This window comes from Jannaschia sp. L-14R (assembly GCF_056857695.1).
The window spans coordinates 754,446-769,809 of the sequence record NZ_JBSXNP010000011.1 but is presented as its reverse complement, the minus strand read 5'-3'; the positions used below and the strand labels follow the sequence as shown (position 1 = coordinate 769,809).

General features: G+C 62.9%; 16 protein-coding genes. 9 read left to right on the top strand and 7 right to left on the bottom strand.

Annotated features, from left to right (window positions below):
- Positions 1 to 17: 17 nt before the first annotated feature.
- Positions 18 to 2,735 (bottom strand): preprotein translocase subunit SecA, encoded by a 2,718-nt coding sequence (secA, locus tag AC13C2_RS16560; RefSeq protein WP_092759265.1) that lies wholly within the window; start codon positions 2,733 to 2,735, stop codon positions 18 to 20.
- Positions 2,736 to 2,916: 181 nt separating this feature from the next.
- Between secA and AC13C2_RS16555 the strand changes: the two genes are divergently transcribed.
- The 4 genes from AC13C2_RS16555 (at position 2,917) to AC13C2_RS16540 (ending at position 5,752) form a co-directional block, all read left to right on the top strand.
- Positions 2,917 to 3,753, top strand: a complete 837-nt coding sequence (locus tag AC13C2_RS16555; protein ID WP_482887478.1) for a peptidylprolyl isomerase — start codon at positions 2,917 to 2,919, stop codon at positions 3,751 to 3,753.
- Positions 3,754 to 3,757: 4 nt separating this feature from the next.
- Positions 3,758 to 5,101 carry a bifunctional glutamate N-acetyltransferase/amino-acid acetyltransferase ArgJ gene (gene argJ, locus AC13C2_RS16550; RefSeq protein ID WP_092759269.1) on the top strand — a complete coding sequence of 448 codons (1,344 nt, stop codon included), beginning with the start codon at positions 3,758 to 3,760 and terminating at the stop codon, positions 5,099 to 5,101.
- 13 nt (positions 5,102 to 5,114) lie between these two features.
- Positions 5,115 to 5,513: an 8-oxo-dGTP diphosphatase MutT gene (gene mutT / locus AC13C2_RS16545; RefSeq protein WP_092759271.1), complete on the top strand. Its 399-nt coding sequence runs from the start codon at positions 5,115 to 5,117 to the stop codon at positions 5,511 to 5,513.
- Positions 5,514 to 5,623: 110 nt separating this feature from the next.
- Complete coding sequence (locus AC13C2_RS16540) at positions 5,624 to 5,752, top strand: hypothetical protein (RefSeq protein ID WP_092759273.1); 129 nt, start codon at positions 5,624 to 5,626, stop codon at positions 5,750 to 5,752.
- Positions 5,753 to 5,807: 55 nt separating this feature from the next.
- Here the strand turns inward: AC13C2_RS16540 and hemH are convergent, their stop codons facing one another.
- A complete protein-coding gene (gene hemH, locus AC13C2_RS16535; protein ID WP_482887477.1) occupies positions 5,808 to 6,860 on the bottom strand; it encodes a ferrochelatase in 1,053 nt (350 codons plus the stop codon).
- Positions 6,857 to 7,669, bottom strand: a complete 813-nt coding sequence (locus AC13C2_RS16530) for a methyltransferase domain-containing protein (protein ID WP_482887476.1) — start codon at positions 7,667 to 7,669, stop codon at positions 6,857 to 6,859. Before AC13C2_RS16530 ends, hemH begins: the two co-directional genes overlap by 4 nt.
- Before the next feature lie 16 nt (positions 7,670 to 7,685).
- On the opposite strand from AC13C2_RS16530, the gene AC13C2_RS16525 reads away from it, so the two are divergent.
- Genes AC13C2_RS16525 through AC13C2_RS16510 form a run of 4 tightly spaced genes read left to right on the top strand, consistent with a single transcriptional unit; the run spans position 7,686 to position 10,015 of the window.
- On the top strand, positions 7,686 to 8,429 hold the full coding sequence (locus AC13C2_RS16525; protein ID WP_482887475.1) for a double zinc ribbon domain-containing protein: 744 nt from the start codon (positions 7,686 to 7,688) through the stop codon (positions 8,427 to 8,429).
- 40 nt (positions 8,430 to 8,469) lie between these two features.
- Positions 8,470 to 8,727 (top strand): glutaredoxin 3, encoded by a 258-nt coding sequence (gene grxC, locus AC13C2_RS16520; RefSeq protein WP_339642048.1) that lies wholly within the window; start codon positions 8,470 to 8,472, stop codon positions 8,725 to 8,727.
- Positions 8,727 to 9,557: a carbon-nitrogen hydrolase family protein gene (locus AC13C2_RS16515; RefSeq protein WP_482887474.1), complete on the top strand. Its 831-nt coding sequence runs from the start codon at positions 8,727 to 8,729 to the stop codon at positions 9,555 to 9,557. Before grxC ends, AC13C2_RS16515 begins: the two co-directional genes overlap by 1 nt.
- Positions 9,554 to 10,015: a MarR family winged helix-turn-helix transcriptional regulator gene (locus AC13C2_RS16510; RefSeq protein WP_092759285.1), complete on the top strand. Its 462-nt coding sequence runs from the start codon at positions 9,554 to 9,556 to the stop codon at positions 10,013 to 10,015. The genes AC13C2_RS16515 and AC13C2_RS16510 overlap by 4 nt, the downstream gene beginning before the upstream one ends.
- Positions 10,016 to 10,033: 18 nt before the next feature.
- Here AC13C2_RS16510 and AC13C2_RS16505 read toward each other — a convergent pair whose 3' ends face one another.
- Positions 10,034 to 10,744 carry an NYN domain-containing protein gene (locus AC13C2_RS16505; protein WP_092759287.1) on the bottom strand — a complete coding sequence of 237 codons (711 nt, stop codon included), beginning with the start codon at positions 10,742 to 10,744 and terminating at the stop codon, positions 10,034 to 10,036.
- Between the two features lie 64 nt (positions 10,745 to 10,808).
- A complete protein-coding gene (gene kce, locus AC13C2_RS16500) occupies positions 10,809 to 11,735 on the bottom strand; it encodes a 3,5-dioxohexanoate:acetyl-CoA acetone transferase (RefSeq protein ID WP_339642056.1) in 927 nt (308 codons plus the stop codon).
- 39 nt (positions 11,736 to 11,774) lie between these two features.
- Here kce and AC13C2_RS16495 point away from each other — a divergent pair, with 39 nt between their 5' ends.
- Positions 11,775 to 12,551 carry an SDR family oxidoreductase gene (locus tag AC13C2_RS16495; RefSeq protein WP_339642059.1) on the top strand — a complete coding sequence of 259 codons (777 nt, stop codon included), beginning with the start codon at positions 11,775 to 11,777 and terminating at the stop codon, positions 12,549 to 12,551.
- Positions 12,552 to 12,567: 16 nt separating this feature from the next.
- On the opposite strand, the gene AC13C2_RS16490 is transcribed toward AC13C2_RS16495, so the two are convergent.
- On the bottom strand, positions 12,568 to 13,680 hold the full coding sequence (locus AC13C2_RS16490) for an S-(hydroxymethyl)glutathione dehydrogenase/class III alcohol dehydrogenase (protein WP_092759293.1): 1,113 nt from the start codon (positions 13,678 to 13,680) through the stop codon (positions 12,568 to 12,570).
- A gap of 157 nt (positions 13,681 to 13,837) precedes the next feature.
- Positions 13,838 to 15,331 (bottom strand): FAD-dependent oxidoreductase, encoded by a 1,494-nt coding sequence (locus tag AC13C2_RS16485; RefSeq protein ID WP_482887473.1) that lies wholly within the window; start codon positions 15,329 to 15,331, stop codon positions 13,838 to 13,840.
- Positions 15,332 to 15,364: the final 33 nt, after the last annotated feature.

The window sequence follows — 15,364 nt, the reverse complement described above, 5'->3', positions numbered from 1 at the left end:
TTGTCCCTACCCGAGCCTCAATACGCTCCGTGGCAGTGTTTGAATTTCTTGCCCGATCCGCAGGGGCAGGGATCGTTGCGGCCCGGATTGCCCCATGTGGTCGGATCGTCCTCAAGGAAGCCGGGCGTGGCTTCGGACTCATCCGCACCGGGGGCGGAGGTCGATTCTGCCTCGGCGGCGGCAGGTGCGGCCTGTCCGGCGGCGGCACGTTGCTGGGCGATCATCTGTTCGATCATCGCCTTGCGCTCCTCCTCCGACAGGGGGCGCACGCGGGCCAGCTTCTTGGTCACCTCGACACGCAGGCTGTCGAGCATCGTTTCGAACAGCTGGAATCCTTCGGTCTTGTATTCGTTCAGCGGATCGCGCTGCGCATACCCGCGGAAGCCCACGACCGAGCGCAAATGTTCCAGGGTCAACAGATGCTCACGCCATTTGCCGTCGATGGTCTGCAGCAGGAACTGCTTTTCGATCTGCCGCATCTGTTCATCCCCGAAGGCCTCGGCCTTTTCGGCCATCAGCTTGTCGGTCGCCTCATACAGGCGTTCGCGCACGATCTCCTGATCGACGCCGTCCTCGTCAGCCCATTCGATCACCGGAGCCTCGACGGCCAGGATTTCGATAACCGCAGCATACAGACCCTTGGCGTCCCACTGATCGGCATAGGACTTGGGCGGCAAGTATTCGTCCACCAGATCGTCGATCACCTGCTGGCGCATGTCCTGCGCGATCTCGGCGATGTCTTCGGCTTCCATGATTTCCAGCCGCTGCTCGAACACCGCCTTGCGCTGATCGTTCATCACGTCGTCGAACTTCAGCAATTGCTTGCGGATGTCGAAGTTGCGTCCCTCGACCTTCGCCTGCGCCCGCTCCAGCGACTTGTTCACCCATGGGTGAATAATCGCCTCGCCTTCCTTCATGCCCAGCGTATTCAGCACCTTTTCCAGACGTTCCGATCCGAAGATCCGCATCAGATCGTCGTCCAGCGACAGGAAGAATACCGACCGGCCCGGGTCGCCCTGACGACCGGAGCGTCCGCGCAACTGGTTATCGATGCGACGGCTTTCGTGGCGCTCGGTGGCCAGAACAAACAGCCCCCCGGCTTCCAGCACCTGCTTTTTTTCGTCGGCGTGTTCCGCCTCGATCCGGGTGCGGATTTCGTCAGGGTGCGCTTCGGGATCGGCGGCCAGCGCCTCCAGCACCTTCATCTCGACGTTGCCGCCCAATTGGATATCGGTCCCGCGCCCGGCCATGTTGGTGGCAATCGTGATCGCGCCCACCTTGCCCGCATCGGCGATGATCTGCGCCTCCTGCTCGTGCTGACGGGCGTTCAGGACGTTGTGGGGCAGACCTTCGGCTTCAAGCAACTGCGCCAGCATTTCGGACTTTTCGATGGACGTGGTGCCGACCAGCACCGGCTGACCCTTGGTGTGGGCGGTCTTGATCTCGGCGACCACGGCGGAAAACTTCTCCTGCGCGGTGCGATAGACCTGATCGTGTTCGTCGGCACGTGCGATCGGGCGGTTGGTCGGAACCTCGACCACGCCCAGACCATAGATCGATCCAAATTCCTCTGCCTCGGTCGCCGCCGTGCCGGTCATGCCCGCCAGCTTGGAATAAAGCCGGAAATAGTTCTGGAACGTCACCGAGGCGAGGGTCACGTTCTCCGGCTGGATCGGCACCCCTTCCTTGGCCTCGATCGCCTGATGCAGACCGTCGGACAGGCGACGACCGGCCATCATGCGGCCCGTGAATTCGTCGATCAGGACGACCTGATCGTCGCGAACGATATATTGCTGATCCTTGGCGAACAACTTGTGCGCGCGCAGACCCTGGTTGACGTGGTGGACGATGGTGGTCGATTCCGGGTCATAAAGCGACTGGCCTTGCGGCAGGATACCCGCAGACAGCAAGCGCTCCTCCAGCCATTCGTTGCCCTCGTCGGTGAAGGTGACGGAGCGTTGCTTCTCGTCCTTTTTGAAGTGCTCCTCGGTGATCTCGGGGATCAGCTGATCGACGCGCGTATAAAGGTCGCTGCGGTCTTCGGACGGGCCCGAGATGATCAGCGGTGTCCGCGCTTCGTCGATCAGGATCGAGTCGACTTCGTCCACGATGGCGAAGTTATGCCCACGCTGCGCCATCTCGGCCTTGGAGGAGCGCATATTGTCGCGCAGGTAGTCGAACCCAAGCTCGTTGTTTGTGGCGTAGGTGATGTCGGCGGCATAGGCCGCGCGCTTCTCGTCGTCGGGTTGCTGTGGGACGACGACGCCGGTGGTCAGGCCCAACGCGCCATAGACCTTGGACATCCAGTCCGCGTCACGGCGCGCCAGATAGTCATTGACCGTGACGACATGCACACCCTTGCCAGACAGCGCGTTCAGATAAGCCGGAAAGGTTGCAACGAGCGTCTTTCCCTCGCCCGTTTTCATCTCGGAAATGTTACCCTGATGCAGGAAGATGCCGCCCATCAACTGCGTATCGAAGGCCCGCAGGCCCAATGCGCGGCGAGCCGCCTCGCGGCAGTTGGCAAACGCTTCGGGCAACAGGTCGTCCAGCGACTCGCCTTTTTGCGCGCGTTCCTTGAGAGTTTCGGTCTTCGCCTTGATCTCGTCATCGGAAAGTTTCTGGAACTCCGGCTCCAGCGCATTGATCCGTTCGACCAACTTCAGCGTGCCTTTGACCTTGCGGTCGTTGGGTGTGCCGAACACCTTCTTTGCAATTGCACCAAGTCCAAGCATCAGTCGTCCCGCCTCTCGCGCCCTTGCCGACCGTGAAAAGGCCCCATATCACAGGGGCAAATCATGGGCGGGCGCGGTAAAAATAAGTCCTCGTCGCACTTAAGACCCGCCCCCACGGGTGTCAACGAACGCCCATTGGGACACAACCGAACACTGGCCTGATGGCCTGAAAGGATCACATATGAAATATCTCCTGATCGGCGCAGCCGCGCTTAGCCTCACCACGCCCGTTTTCGCCGATAGCGACACGACCGTCGACGCAGATACGGTTCTGGCGACCGTCAATGGCACCGATGTCACGCTGGGCCACGTGATTGCACTGCGCGAACGCCTGCCCGCGCAATTCCAGCAATTGGATGATGCTACCCTGTATCAGGGCATGCTCGATCAGGTGATTCAGCAGCAAGTACTGGCTGATGCCGCGACCCCGTCGAAAGCCACCGAAATCGGCAAGGAGAACGAGGTGCGCGCCTATCTCGCCAGCCGCGAAATCGACAGGCTGTCGTCAGAACCGGTCAGCGACGAAGCCCTGCAGGCGGCCTATGACGCGGAATACGGAAACATGGAGGCCCAGCCGGAGTTCAATGCCAGCCACATCCTGGTCGAGACCGAGGAAGAGGCGCAGGCCCTGATCGAAGCCCTGGACGACGGTGCCGACTTCGCCGAACTGGCGCAGGAGAAATCCACTGGCCCGTCCGGTCCCAACGGAGGTCAGCTGGGCTGGTTCGGCCCCGGCATGATGGTTCCGGAATTCGAAAATGCCGTTGCCGGAATGGAACCGGGTGAAGTTTCAGCTCCGGTGCAGACGCAGTTCGGCTGGCATGTCATCAAGCTGAACGAGACCCGCGATCAGGACGTCCCCGAGTTGGACGAGGTCAAAGCCGAACTTGAAGCAATGGTCCGCAATGCCGCCGTGGAAGCCGAAGTAGATCGCCTGACCGGCGAAGCCGATATCAGCCGGAGCGAAGTCGAAATCGATCCTGCACTGATCCGCCAGACTGATCTGCTGGAGGAATAGTTCGATGGGCAAAGACGGGAAAAAGAAGGCTTCCAATACGGCGAAGGGTCCGAAAAAAAAGGACCTGATCGCCCGGATCGCCCAGCTGGAGGCGCAGGTGAATGGTCCCAAGGGACCGCTGACCTCGCCCCTGGCGCCCGAATTTCCCGAATTGCCCGCCATTGATGGCGTCCGCTTTGCCACGGCACAGGCGGGCGTCAAATACAAGAACCGCACCGACGTGATGCTGGCCGAAATCGCCGCCGGATCGTCGGTCGCGGGCGTCTTCACCACGTCGGCCACGAGATCGGCCGCCGTGCGCGACTGTCAGGACAAGTTGAAGAGAAAGGCCGCGTCCGGCGGTTGGGCGATTCTGGTGAATTCGGGCAATTCCAATGCCTTCACCGGGGCGGCGGGCGATCAGTCGGTTCAGGCCATCAGCACAGGGGTCAGCCATGCGCTTGGCCTGCCCGCGTCGCGGGTGTTGACCGCTTCGACCGGCGTGATCGGTCAACCCTTGCCGCACGACCGGATCACTGCGGTGCTGGACAAGCTGGCGACCAGGCTGGACGCAGGCGAGATGGGCACGGCGGCCCGCGCGATCATGACGACGGACACCTTCCCCAAAGGATCGAGCCGCACGGTCGATGTCGGCGGCAAGACCGTGACCATCGCCGGTATCGCCAAGGGATCGGGCATGATCGCCCCCGACATGGCGACGATGCTGGCCTATGTTTTCACCGACGCCGCCGTGCAGGACCGCGCCTTGCAGACCATGCTGTCGGACCTGACGAAACAGACGTTCAATGCCGTGACGGTGGACAGCGATACATCTACATCTGACACATTGATATTGGTGGCCACCGGCCACGCCGGGAACGAGCCGATCACCTCGGCGCGGACCAGGGCGGGGCGCGACTTCAAGGAGGCGCTGCATCAGGTGCTGCACGATCTGGCGTTGCAACTTGTCAAGGACGGCGAGGGCGCGACCAAACTGGTCGAAGTCCGCGTGAAGGGTGCCGCCAATGCATTGGATGCCCGTCGCGTCGCCTCGGCCATCGCCAATTCGCCACTGGTGAAGACCGCCATCGCGGGCGAGGACCCGAACTGGGGCCGCGTCGTCATGGCCGTCGGCAAGTCCGGCGCGCAGGCCGACCGCGACAAGCTGCGCATCAGTTTCGGTGATATTCTGGTCGCCGAGAACGGGCAGGTCAGCCCCGGTTACACCGAAGATGCGGGCGCGGAATATATGAAACGCGACCGTATCTTGCTGACAGTCGAGATGGGTATGGGTCAGGCCGAAGACACGATGTGGACCTGCGATCTGACCTATCGCTACATCGAGATCAACGCGGACTATCGGTCTTGATCCGGCTCCGCGGATGAAAACCGTACTGGTTTCGGCTGTCGCGCTGATTGACGTCGACGGGCGCGTACTTCTGGCACAGCGACCGGAGGGCAAGCCGATGGCGGGCCTGTGGGAGTTTCCGGGTGGTAAGGTCGAGCCGGGCGAAACCCCCGAAGCCGCCCTGATTCGCGAGTTGCAGGAAGAGCTTGGAATCGACACATGGGCCAGTTGTCTGGCACCCCTGACGTTCGCGTCACACGGATATGACGACTTTCATCTGCTGATGCCGCTGTTTGCCTGTCGCCGTTGGCTGGGACAGCCACAGGCACAGGAAGGTCAGGCTCTAAAATGGGTGCGGCCAAACGATTTACGGGATTATCCGATGCCTGCTGCCGACATTCCGCTAATCGCAATTTTGCGGGATTGGCTGTAACTTGCCTTCAACAGTTCATGATTTGAGCAAGAAATTGCCATAATTTGTCTTCCTTTGTCTATTTTATGACATAAGATCGTCCCAGTTCGCGCTCCAAAGGGGGAAACCGCATGCTCAAGACTATCGTGATCGGAAATCACCTGTCGATTCAGGGTCAACTCGTTCAAATGTTGAAGGACGGCCTGTGTCAGGTTCGTGTCGGCACCCAGATTTTTACCGGGCGTCTTATCAGCGGTTGATCCGTCCGCATGACCCCGTTCCGCGATTTGCAGATCGGGGTCATGTCACAAGGCATCAAAGCCAGCCTGACAGATTGTCGTCGATAATGTCCGACAGTGCGTCAATATGCGCGTCGTCGTCGTTCAGGCACGGAATGTAGGTGAAGCTTTCACCGCCTGCATCTTCGAAGCTTTCCTTGATCTCTTCGTTGATCTCTTCCAGCGTTTCGATGCAGTCGGCGGAAAATGCAGGCGCGATCACGGCGATCTTTTTATTACCTGCCTTGGCCAGGCGCGCGACTTCTTCTACCGTATAGGGCTTCAACCACTCCTCGGGGCCGAACTTCGATTGGAAGGTCGTGGTGATCGCCGCCGCATCCCAACCCAGCCGTTCGCGCAGCAGGCGCGTCGTTTTCTGGCATTGGCAATGATAGGGGTCGCCCTCCATCAGATACCGTTTCGGCACCCCGTGGTAGGAACAGACCAGAATGTCGGGCTTGTCCGTGGCGGCGGCATAGGCACGCTCAACCGATTGCGCCAGGGCCTCGATATACCGAGGGTCTTCGAAATAGGCGGGCACCGTGCGGCTGCTGGGCTGCCACTTCAGTTTCATCAGCGCGCGGAAGAACTGATCGTTCGCGGTGGCCGAGGTCGCGCCCGCATATTGCGGATACAGCGGAAAGAACACGATGCGGTCGCACCCGGCCTCCTGCAGCGCGCGCACCTTGTCGATGGTCGACGGCTTGCCGTAGCGCATTGCATAATCAACCATCACCCGATCCCCATGCCGGGCCTGCATCCGCGCGGCGATCTTGGCTGTTTGCGCCTTGGTGATCGTGGCCAGCGGGCTTTCCCCGGCCTCGTGATTCCAGATCGACTTGTAATTCGCACCAGACCGGAACGGCCGCGACGTCAGGATGATGCCCTGCAACAGGGGCTGCCACAGGAACGGCGAATAATCGATGACGCGGCGATCTGACAGAAATTCGTTCAGATAGCGGCGCATCGACCAGTAATCGTATCCGTCCGGTGTGCCCAGGTTCGCGACAAGCACACCGATCTTTCCCATCCGCACCTTCGGATGATCGACTGGGGCATGCGGCAGCGGCGTATAGGTCATGTCATTCATTCGCCTGATCCAAGTTCCGGAACCCCCAGCGCATCGGCCAGTCGGGCCTGCGCCGATCCGGGGCGGAGCGGTTTCTGTTGCGTGTCGGACGGGGCCCAGCCCGTCAGGAAGACCGTCTGGAACGTAGCCTTGATGCCATCGCCCTCGGGGAAAGCATCAGCATAGATCCGTGCCGCCCGGTCGAACAGGGCGCGCGGCGGGGTGCGGCGATGACGCGCAGCCAGGGCATTGGTTTCGCCCATGGCGCGCAGGTCGTGGGCCAGTTGTGCCAGATCACGATACCGCACCGTCAGCGTGATCGCATCCGCCACCGGCAGCGCCAGTCCCGCCCGGCCCAGCAATGCGCCCAGATCGCGGATTTCGCCCATCGGTGCGACACGTGGGCTAAGTCCGCCCAGAATCTCCGTCTCGGCCTGCGCCAGCGCGGCCCGTAATTCGGTCAGTGTCTCGCCCCCCAAGGTCGCGACCAGAAGCAGACCATCCTCGCGCAGGGCGCGGCGACATTGGATCAGCTGTCCCACCGGATCATCGGCCCAATGCAGGCACATCGCGTGAATGACCAGATCATGCGCGTCGGGCGTCAGGTCCAGCACATCGCCCTCGGCCACCAATGCGGCACCGGGCACGGCCTTGGCCCAGACGTCCGGATGAGCGGTAACGATCACGGGCGATGTAAAGGTTCTGTTAACGTCTTTCAGTCTTTCCTGAACTTCCTCGATGGCGGCGGCGTGCAGGAACCATGCCGACCCGTCCGCGCGGGCGCGGTGCAGGGCAAGGCTTGAACGATCGGTCAGGGGCGGTTGAGGCATATCGGGGACTTAGGACATGGCGATCACGTTGCAAAGGGTGGCACGGCGGAGTGCTGCGGTGCTGCGCGAGGCGCTGTACCCGACGACCTGTATGATGTGCGACGAACGCGTGCAGGAAGATGGCGCGCTCTGCCCCGCATGTTGGACCGATACGCCGTTCCTGACGGGGGCCTGTTGCGACATGTGCGGCACCGGCCTGCCGGGGCAGGATGACGGCGTGGCGCGTTGCGACGATTGCCTGACGTTTGCGCGTCCATGGGACGAGGGGCGCGCGGCGCTGGCATATGGCGGTTGCGCACGGCGGCTTGTGCTGGCGCTGAAGCATGGCGACCGCACCGAACTGGCCAAGGGCGCCGCGCGCTGGATGCACCGCAGTGCCCGCGATATTCTGACGCCGGAGACACTTCTGATTCCCGTGCCCGTCCATCGCTGGCGGCTGCTGCGCCGCCGCTACAATCAGGCCGCTTTACTGGCCCGGCAACTGGCCCGGCTGACGGGCGGGACTTGTGCGATGATGGCTCTGACTCGCCACCGCGCAACATTGAGTCAGGATCACAGGTCCGTCCCCGACCGTTTCGCCAATATCGCCGGTTCGATCCGCTGTACGGCGGGCGCGACGGTCGCCGGGCGGCACGTCGCATTGGTCGACGACGTGATGACCTCGGGCGCGACACTGGCTGCCTGTGCCGATGCGCTGCGGCAGGGCGGGGCGTCCCGCATCAGCGTGCTGGTACTTGCGCGCGTTGCGAAGGACCGCTGACCGTCTATATGCAGGGCTGACCTCTGAAGGAGCGTGAGCCATGAAACCCGTTGAAATCTATACCCAGCCGCGCTGCGGGTTCTGCACCGCCGCATTACGCCTGCTGGCCAAAAAAGGCGCGCCGGTGACCGAATTCGACGTCAGCCGGATGCCCGGCAAGCGTGCCGAAATGATGCAGCGCGCCAAGGGTCGCAGCAGTACACCCCAGATCTTCATCGGCGACACCCATGTCGGCGGCTGCGACGAGCTGTTCGCATTACAGGATGCGGGCAAGCTCGACGCGCTGTTGCAAGCCTGATGCGGGCGGGTCTTCTTCAGCTCAACGTCTCGGACGATCCGACGGAAAATCTGGCCGAGACGCTGGCACTCATGGCCGATGCGGCTGCGCAGGGCGCGGAGATCGTTCTGACGCCCGAGGTCACGAACTGCCTGTCCTTCAACCGCAGCTATCAACGCGACATCCTGCGCCCCGAGGTTCGCGACCCCACGCTGGCGGGCCTGAGAGACGCAGCGAAGGCGCATGGTATCTGGTTGCTGATCGGCAGCCTCGCCCTGCGCACGGCCGACCCGGAGGGACGCTTTGCCAACCGCTCGTTCCTGATCAACCCGGCGGGCACGATTGTCGCGCGCTATGATAAAATCCACATGTTCGACGTCGACGTGAGCGCGACCGAAAGCTATCGCGAGTCGTCCGCTTATCGCCCGGGCACCCAGGCCACCTTGGCCGATACGCCCTGGGGCAAGCTGGGAATGACGGTTTGCTATGATGTCCGCTTCCCAATGCTCTATCGCAAACTGGCGCAGGCCGGCGCGTCTTTTCTGACTATTCCCGCCGCCTTCACTGCCGTTACCGGGGCCGCCCATTGGGAGGTGCTGTTGCGCGCCCGCGCGATCGAGACGGGGTGCTTCGTCCTCGCCCCCGGACAGACCGGATCGCACGCCGTCACGCCGGACCGGACGATCCAGACGCATGGTCACTCCATGGTCGTTGCCCCCTGGGGCGAGGTTTTGCTGGACGCCGGGACCGAACCCGGGGCCTATGTCGTGGACGTCGACCCCGACGCGGTGACCGGGGCCCGGTCGCGTGTGCCTTCGCTGACCGCGGATCAAAGATGGGAAGGACCATGACCGAGGCCGCAGACGACGACGCCGACAGGCTGGCCGTGGCGCTGTTCAGCGAAATGCTGACCGCAGATCAGCTTGTGCGCGCACGTCTGACCCGCGCCCTGCCCAAGGGAATGGAGTTGTCGCATTTCATCGTGCTCAACCACCTGGCGCAGACCCCGGTGGAACGTAGCCCGACGGAACTGGCCCGCACCTTCCACCTGACGCGCGGAGCGGTGACCAATACGCTGGCGAAACTGGAATGGGCGGGGCATATCCACGTTCGACCCGACTGGGACGATGCGCGGCGCAAGCGTGTCGCCATAAGCCCGTCCGGCATTGCCGCGCGCGAAGCGGCGCTTGCCGCGATCCGCCCGATCATGGCGCAGGCGGTGCGCGAAATCGGCGAAGGCCGGACCCGCGCCGCCATTCCCGTGCTGCGCGAAATCCGACAGCGGTTCGGCGCGCCCGACGTCGAATAACCCTCAGGCGGCGGATCGTCAGTCCCGTCGTCGCACCATCAGCTGATTGCCCTCTTTCCGGGTCTCCAGCCGCCGAATGTCGCCAATCAGCTCGCTCAGCTTGCGCTTGCCATAGGTCCGGGTGTCGAAGTCGGGCACCGCGGCCATGATCGTGCTGCCCAATGCTCCCAGTGCAACCCAGTCGTCTTCCTGGTTCATCTGCTCCATGGCGCGCAGGATCATGGGCAGCGCGTCCTGGGGCTTCCGCTTGGTGGCGGCAACGGTGGCATCTTGCGGCGCGGCAGGTTCGTCGATCAGGTTTTCGATCAGGATGAAGCGGTTGCAGACGTTGCGCAGACTTTCGGGGGCCTTGCCTTCGCCGATGCCGAACACGTCCAGCCCATCCTCGCGAATCCGCGACGCCAGCCGGGTGAAATCGCTGTCGGAGCTGACCAGAACGAAACCGTCGAAGCGCCCGCCGTTCAGGATGTCCATCGCGTCGATCACCAGCCCGATGTCGCTGGCGTTCTTGCCCTTCGTATTGGCGGTTTCCTGATGCGCGACCAGCCCCAGCTCCAACACCTTGTCGGCCCAGCCGCGCAATTGCCCCGACGACCAGTCGCCATAGACCCGCCGCAACGCCGGTTCCCCGAGACTGGTTATCTCTTTCAGGATCGCCTCGGCGAATTTGGCGGGAATATTATCGGCGTCGATCAGGACGGCGAGGAGAGGACGGTCGCGGTTGGCCAAGGCAAGCTCCTTTTCGACGTGCCTAGCGAAGCCGGTCGCCGCCGTCCATTGCGGCGGACGCCACTCAGAATCCGACCCGGTCGCCGCCTTTGAGCGCCAGCATCTGACGCGCCTCGGCGGGTGTGGCGACCTCCAGCCCCAGCGCCTCGATCATCTGTCGCGCTTTCGTCACCTGGTCCGCGTTGGTCCGCGCCAGCTCGCCCGGCCCGATCCACAGATTATCCTCCAGTCCGACACGGACATGGCCGCCAAGGGTCACTGACTGCAGCGCAATCGCCATCTGCTTTCGCCCGGCGCCCAGCACCGACCATTCGAGGTCATCCCCGAAAAGGCGATCCGCCGTGCGCTTCATGTGCAGAACGTCTTCCGGGTGGCCGCCGATGCCCCCCAGAAGTCCAAAGACAGATTGCACGAAAAACGGTGCCGTCACGAGACCCCGGTCCACGAAATGCGCCAGCGTATAGAGATGCCCGATATCATAGCACTCGATTTCGAACCGGGTTCCGTTTTCGGCGCATGTCGTGAGGATATATTCGATATCCGCAAAGGTATTGCGGAAAATGCGATCCTTCGACCCTTCCAGATATGGTTTTTCCCAATCGTGAATGAACTCCGGATGGCGGTCGAGCATCGGGTAGAGGCCGAAATTCATCGAACCCATGTTCAGCGAAGCCACCTCGGGCGCGAAATGCGCCGCCGGTTTGACCCGTTCCTCGACCAGCATCGTGGGGGCGCCGCCGGTCGTGATATTGACGACCGCGTCGCACCCCTGACGGATCACGCCAAGGATCGGCGCAAAGGCTTCGGGCGACTGGTCGGGCTGACCGGTCCGGGGGTTGCGCGCATGGACATGGACGAGGGCCGCACCTGCCTCTGCCGCTCCGATGGCGGCCTCTGCGATCTCGGAGGGCGTGACTGGAAGATGCGGAGACATCGTCGGTGTGTGGATTGCGCCGGTAACGGCGCAGGTGATCATGACCTTGCGGGGCATCGCATCCTCCGGTTTGTTGACAGCTTGGGAGGGTTCGGCATGGACATGCAACTGAAAGATGCGCGGGTCATCGTTACCGCAGGCGCTTCGGGCATCGGGCGCGAGATTGTGCAGGCCTTCCACGACGAAGGCGCGCGCATTGCAACCTGCGATATCGACGAGGCCGCGCTGGAGGCGCTGCGCGACGACCTGCCCGGCATCCACGCCGCTATCTGCGACGTATCGGACCCGGCCGCCGCTGCCGTGTTCGTCGCCGACGCCATCGCACATCTGGGCGGGCTAGATACACTGGTGAACAACGCGGGCATTGCCGGGCCGACGGCGGCGGTCGAGGACATCGACCCCCACGACTGGGCGCGCACGCTGAACGTCTGCCTGACCGGGCAGTTCAATTGCACCCGCGCCGCCATTGCGGCCCTGCGCAACAGCGACAACGCGTCGATCACCAACATGTCCTCGGCTGCGGGTCGGCTGGGGTTCGCGCGGCGCACGCCATATGCGGCGGCGAAATGGGGGGTAGTCGGATTCACCAAATCACTGGCGTTGGAACTTGGGCCGGTCGGTATCCGTGCCAATGCGATCCTCCCGGGGCTGGTCGCGGGCGATCGTCAGCGCCGCGTGATGGAAGCGCGCGCCCAGTCCCGTGGCAAGACTATACCCGAAATCGAGGCCGAAGCCTTCGATCGCGTGTCTATCCGCGAGTTTGTCACGGCCCGGCAACTGGCCGATCAGATTCTTCTGCTGGCCAGTCCGCGCGGACGCACGATTTCGGGTCAGGCCATTGCCATCGACGGCGACCTGGGAATGCTGGGCTGAGGGAAACCCGAAAAGGTCAGTAGATGACCACGCTCCGGATGCTTTCGCCCGCGTGCATCAGGTCGAAACCCTTGTTGATGTCAGACAAGGGCATCGTGTGTGTAATCATCGGGTCGATCTCGATCTTGCCATCCATGTACCAGTCGACGATCTTCGGGACGTCGGTCCGGCCCCGCGCGCCGCCAAAGGCCGTGCCGCGCCAGACCCGCCCGGTGACAAGCTGGAAAGGTCGCGTCGAGATTTCCGCGCCCGCGGGGGCCACGCCGATGATGACGCTCTCGCCCCAGCCCTTGTGCGCCGACTCCAGCGCCGTTCGCATAACGCCGACATTGCCGGTCGCATCGAAGGTATAATCCGCGCCACCCCTGGTCAGGGCCACGAGATAGGCAACCAGATCGCCGTCGATTTCGGACGGATTCACGAAATCGGTCATGCCGAACCGGGTCGCCATCGGGATTTTGTCGGGGTTCAGGTCGACCCCCACGATCTGATCCGCACCGGCCAGCCTAAGTCCTTGAATTACATTAAGTCCGATACCGCCCAGTCCAAACACGATAGCGGTCGAACCGATCTCGACCTTGGCGGTATTTATGACGGCCCCTATGCCCGTCGTGACGCCGCAGCCGATGTAGCAGATCTTGTCGAACGGAGCATCTTCGCGGACCTTGGCAAGCGCGATTTCAGGCAGGACGGAGTGGTTCGCGAAGGTCGAGCAGCCCATGTAATGCAGGATCGGATCGCCATCGAGGGTCGTGAACCGCGATGTGCCGTCGGGCATCAGGCCCTGACCTTGCGTCGTGCGGATCTTCTGGCACAGGTTCGTCTTGGGGTTCAGGCAATACTCGCATTCACGGCATTCGGGCGTGTAGAGCGGAATAACGTGATCGCCGGGCTTCAGGGTGGTGACGCCTTCCCCGACTTCCAGAACGATTCCAGCACCTTCGTGGCCCAGAATCGCGGGAAACAGTCCTTCCGGATCAGCGCCCGACAGGGTGAATTCATCGGTGTGGCAGATGCCTGTGGCTTTCATTTCGACCAGCACCTCGCCCGCGCGGGGGCCGTCGAGATTTACATCCATGACTTCAAGGGGTTTTCCGGCCTGAACGGCGACGGCGGCTTTGGTGCGCATGGGATTCTCCTGTTTCGGAGCAGGGTGAAGCAGACGCGGCTGCGGGGCAAGACGCGGCGCCCTGTCCCGGTGCGGATCAGGGATTTCTGATCCGAAACGAACGTCGGACCGACGGGTGATCTGCGGGTGATCCGCGTCGGACGCGACGGCGGATGGCTCAGGCCGGGATCGGCCCGCCTGCCGCCAGCATTTCGAGATGGAGCGCCGCAAGGTCCGCGTCCCGTCCGGCGGTCACCGCTGCCCTGACCTGCCCGTCCTTGATATACCGCGCGAGAAACGGGCCGGTGGGATCCCCGTCGAATTCGATCTCGTCCCAGTCTTCGGCGTAACCGAGATAGCGATACTGGCGGCCCAGTGCCGTCCAGAAGAACGGAATGTCCAGCGGCACCCCCTGCCCCAGCATTGCCAGTGCTGCATTGCGACCATGCTGACAGGCGACCCGCCAGTGTTCGATCCGGGTCGTCCCGAAAGGCGTCGGCGCGACTGCGCAGTCGCCGGCGACATAAACGCCGGACAGGCCGGGAACCGACAGGCCGGGGCCGGTCATCACGCCGCCGTCGTCCTGTGTGGGCAATCCGTCGATTGCATCTGTGGCGGGGGTCACACCCATCGCCAAAAGGACAAGATCGGCGTCGATCGTTTCGCCGGTTTCCAGCGTCACGCCCGTTGCATTGTCCTTGCCGGTGACTGAGGTCAGGGATGCACCGGTGACGAATGTGATGCCCTTCGCTTCATGCTCGTCCTGAATGATGCGCCCGAGACGTTCGCCCAGAATACGGGCCAGCGGCACCTCCTCGCGCATTGCGACAGTAACCGACAAACCGCGCTTGGCCAGCGACAAGGCCCCTTCCAGCCCGATGAAACCGCCCCCGATCAGAACGGCGGATCCGGTCGTCTCGGCCGCCTGTGAAATCGCGGCGGCGTCGGCGCCGGAGCGGAGCGTATGCACACCCGGCAGATCGACACCCGGCAAGTCCGGGCGATTCGGGCGCCCACCGGGGGCGATGAGCAGCTTGTCGAAGGCATGGCGACCGCCATCGGCCATGACCACCTGGCCCGGTCCGATGGCGACAGCCTTGCCAGACACCAGCGTCACGTCCAGGTCGGCCAGCGTATCGGCATCCGTCAGGATCGCGTCGTCGGGAGTTCTGCTACCGGACAGGACGGCCTTCGACAGCATCGTGCGGTCCAGCGGCAGGCCATCGGGAGAAATCATCTGGATGATCCCTTCGAAGCCCATCTCCCGCAGGGTTTTCGCACAGGTATTCCCCGCCGCCCCGGCACCGACTATCACGATGCGCTCCGGGTTCAGGCCCAGACGCGCATGATCCGGTGCCATGTGCAGATCGGTGTCGGTGATATCGACAATCACCCGCCCGTCCTTCTGCGTGACGGTATATTGACGCAGGTCCGCATGGCCGGGCGGCTGGATTTGCCGACCCGTGCGGGCGTTGAAACACGCATGATGAAAAGCGCATATCAGCGTGCCGTCGCGCACCACGCCCTTGGCCAGCGGCAGGCCATAATGCGGACAGAGATGCGCCAGCGCGGTCACGTCGTCGCCGGTGCGGATCAGGATGACCTTTGCCCCGTCGGGCTGATGCGGCACACCTTCGGGAATATCGGCCAGGGCGATGTCGATCTGGGTCATGGGTGTCTCCGGTTTCCGGCGGAACAATCTGTC

What these genes read in the sequence shown, in the direction of transcription:
- grxC (WP_339642048.1), top strand. Translation starts at nt 8,470, where the DNA reads ATGAAACCCGTTGAAATCTATACCCAGCCGCGCTGCGGGTTCTGCACC.
- AC13C2_RS16515 (WP_482887474.1), top strand. Translation starts at nt 8,727, where the DNA reads ATGCGGGCGGGTCTTCTTCAGCTCAACGTCTCGGACGATCCGACGGAA.
- AC13C2_RS16540 (WP_092759273.1), top strand. Translation starts at nt 5,624, where the DNA reads ATGCTCAAGACTATCGTGATCGGAAATCACCTGTCGATTCAGGGTCAA.
- kce (WP_339642056.1), bottom strand. Translation starts at nt 11,735, where the DNA reads ATGCCCCGCAAGGTCATGATCACCTGCGCCGTTACCGGCGCAATCCAC.
- AC13C2_RS16525 (WP_482887475.1), top strand. Translation starts at nt 7,686, where the DNA reads ATGGCGATCACGTTGCAAAGGGTGGCACGGCGGAGTGCTGCGGTGCTG.
- AC13C2_RS16490 (WP_092759293.1), bottom strand. Translation starts at nt 13,680, where the DNA reads ATGCGCACCAAAGCCGCCGTCGCCGTTCAGGCCGGAAAACCCCTTGAA.
- mutT (WP_092759271.1), top strand. Translation starts at nt 5,115, where the DNA reads ATGAAAACCGTACTGGTTTCGGCTGTCGCGCTGATTGACGTCGACGGG.
- AC13C2_RS16485 (WP_482887473.1), bottom strand. Translation starts at nt 15,331, where the DNA reads ATGACCCAGATCGACATCGCCCTGGCCGATATTCCCGAAGGTGTGCCG.
- secA (WP_092759265.1), bottom strand. Translation starts at nt 2,735, where the DNA reads ATGCTTGGACTTGGTGCAATTGCAAAGAAGGTGTTCGGCACACCCAAC.
- hemH (WP_482887477.1), bottom strand. Translation starts at nt 6,860, where the DNA reads ATGAATGACATGACCTATACGCCGCTGCCGCATGCCCCAGTCGATCAT.
- AC13C2_RS16555 (WP_482887478.1), top strand. Translation starts at nt 2,917, where the DNA reads ATGAAATATCTCCTGATCGGCGCAGCCGCGCTTAGCCTCACCACGCCC.
- AC13C2_RS16530 (WP_482887476.1), bottom strand. Translation starts at nt 7,669, where the DNA reads ATGCCTCAACCGCCCCTGACCGATCGTTCAAGCCTTGCCCTGCACCGC.
- argJ (WP_092759269.1), top strand. Translation starts at nt 3,758, where the DNA reads ATGGGCAAAGACGGGAAAAAGAAGGCTTCCAATACGGCGAAGGGTCCG.
- AC13C2_RS16495 (WP_339642059.1), top strand. Translation starts at nt 11,775, where the DNA reads ATGGACATGCAACTGAAAGATGCGCGGGTCATCGTTACCGCAGGCGCT.
- AC13C2_RS16510 (WP_092759285.1), top strand. Translation starts at nt 9,554, where the DNA reads ATGACCGAGGCCGCAGACGACGACGCCGACAGGCTGGCCGTGGCGCTG.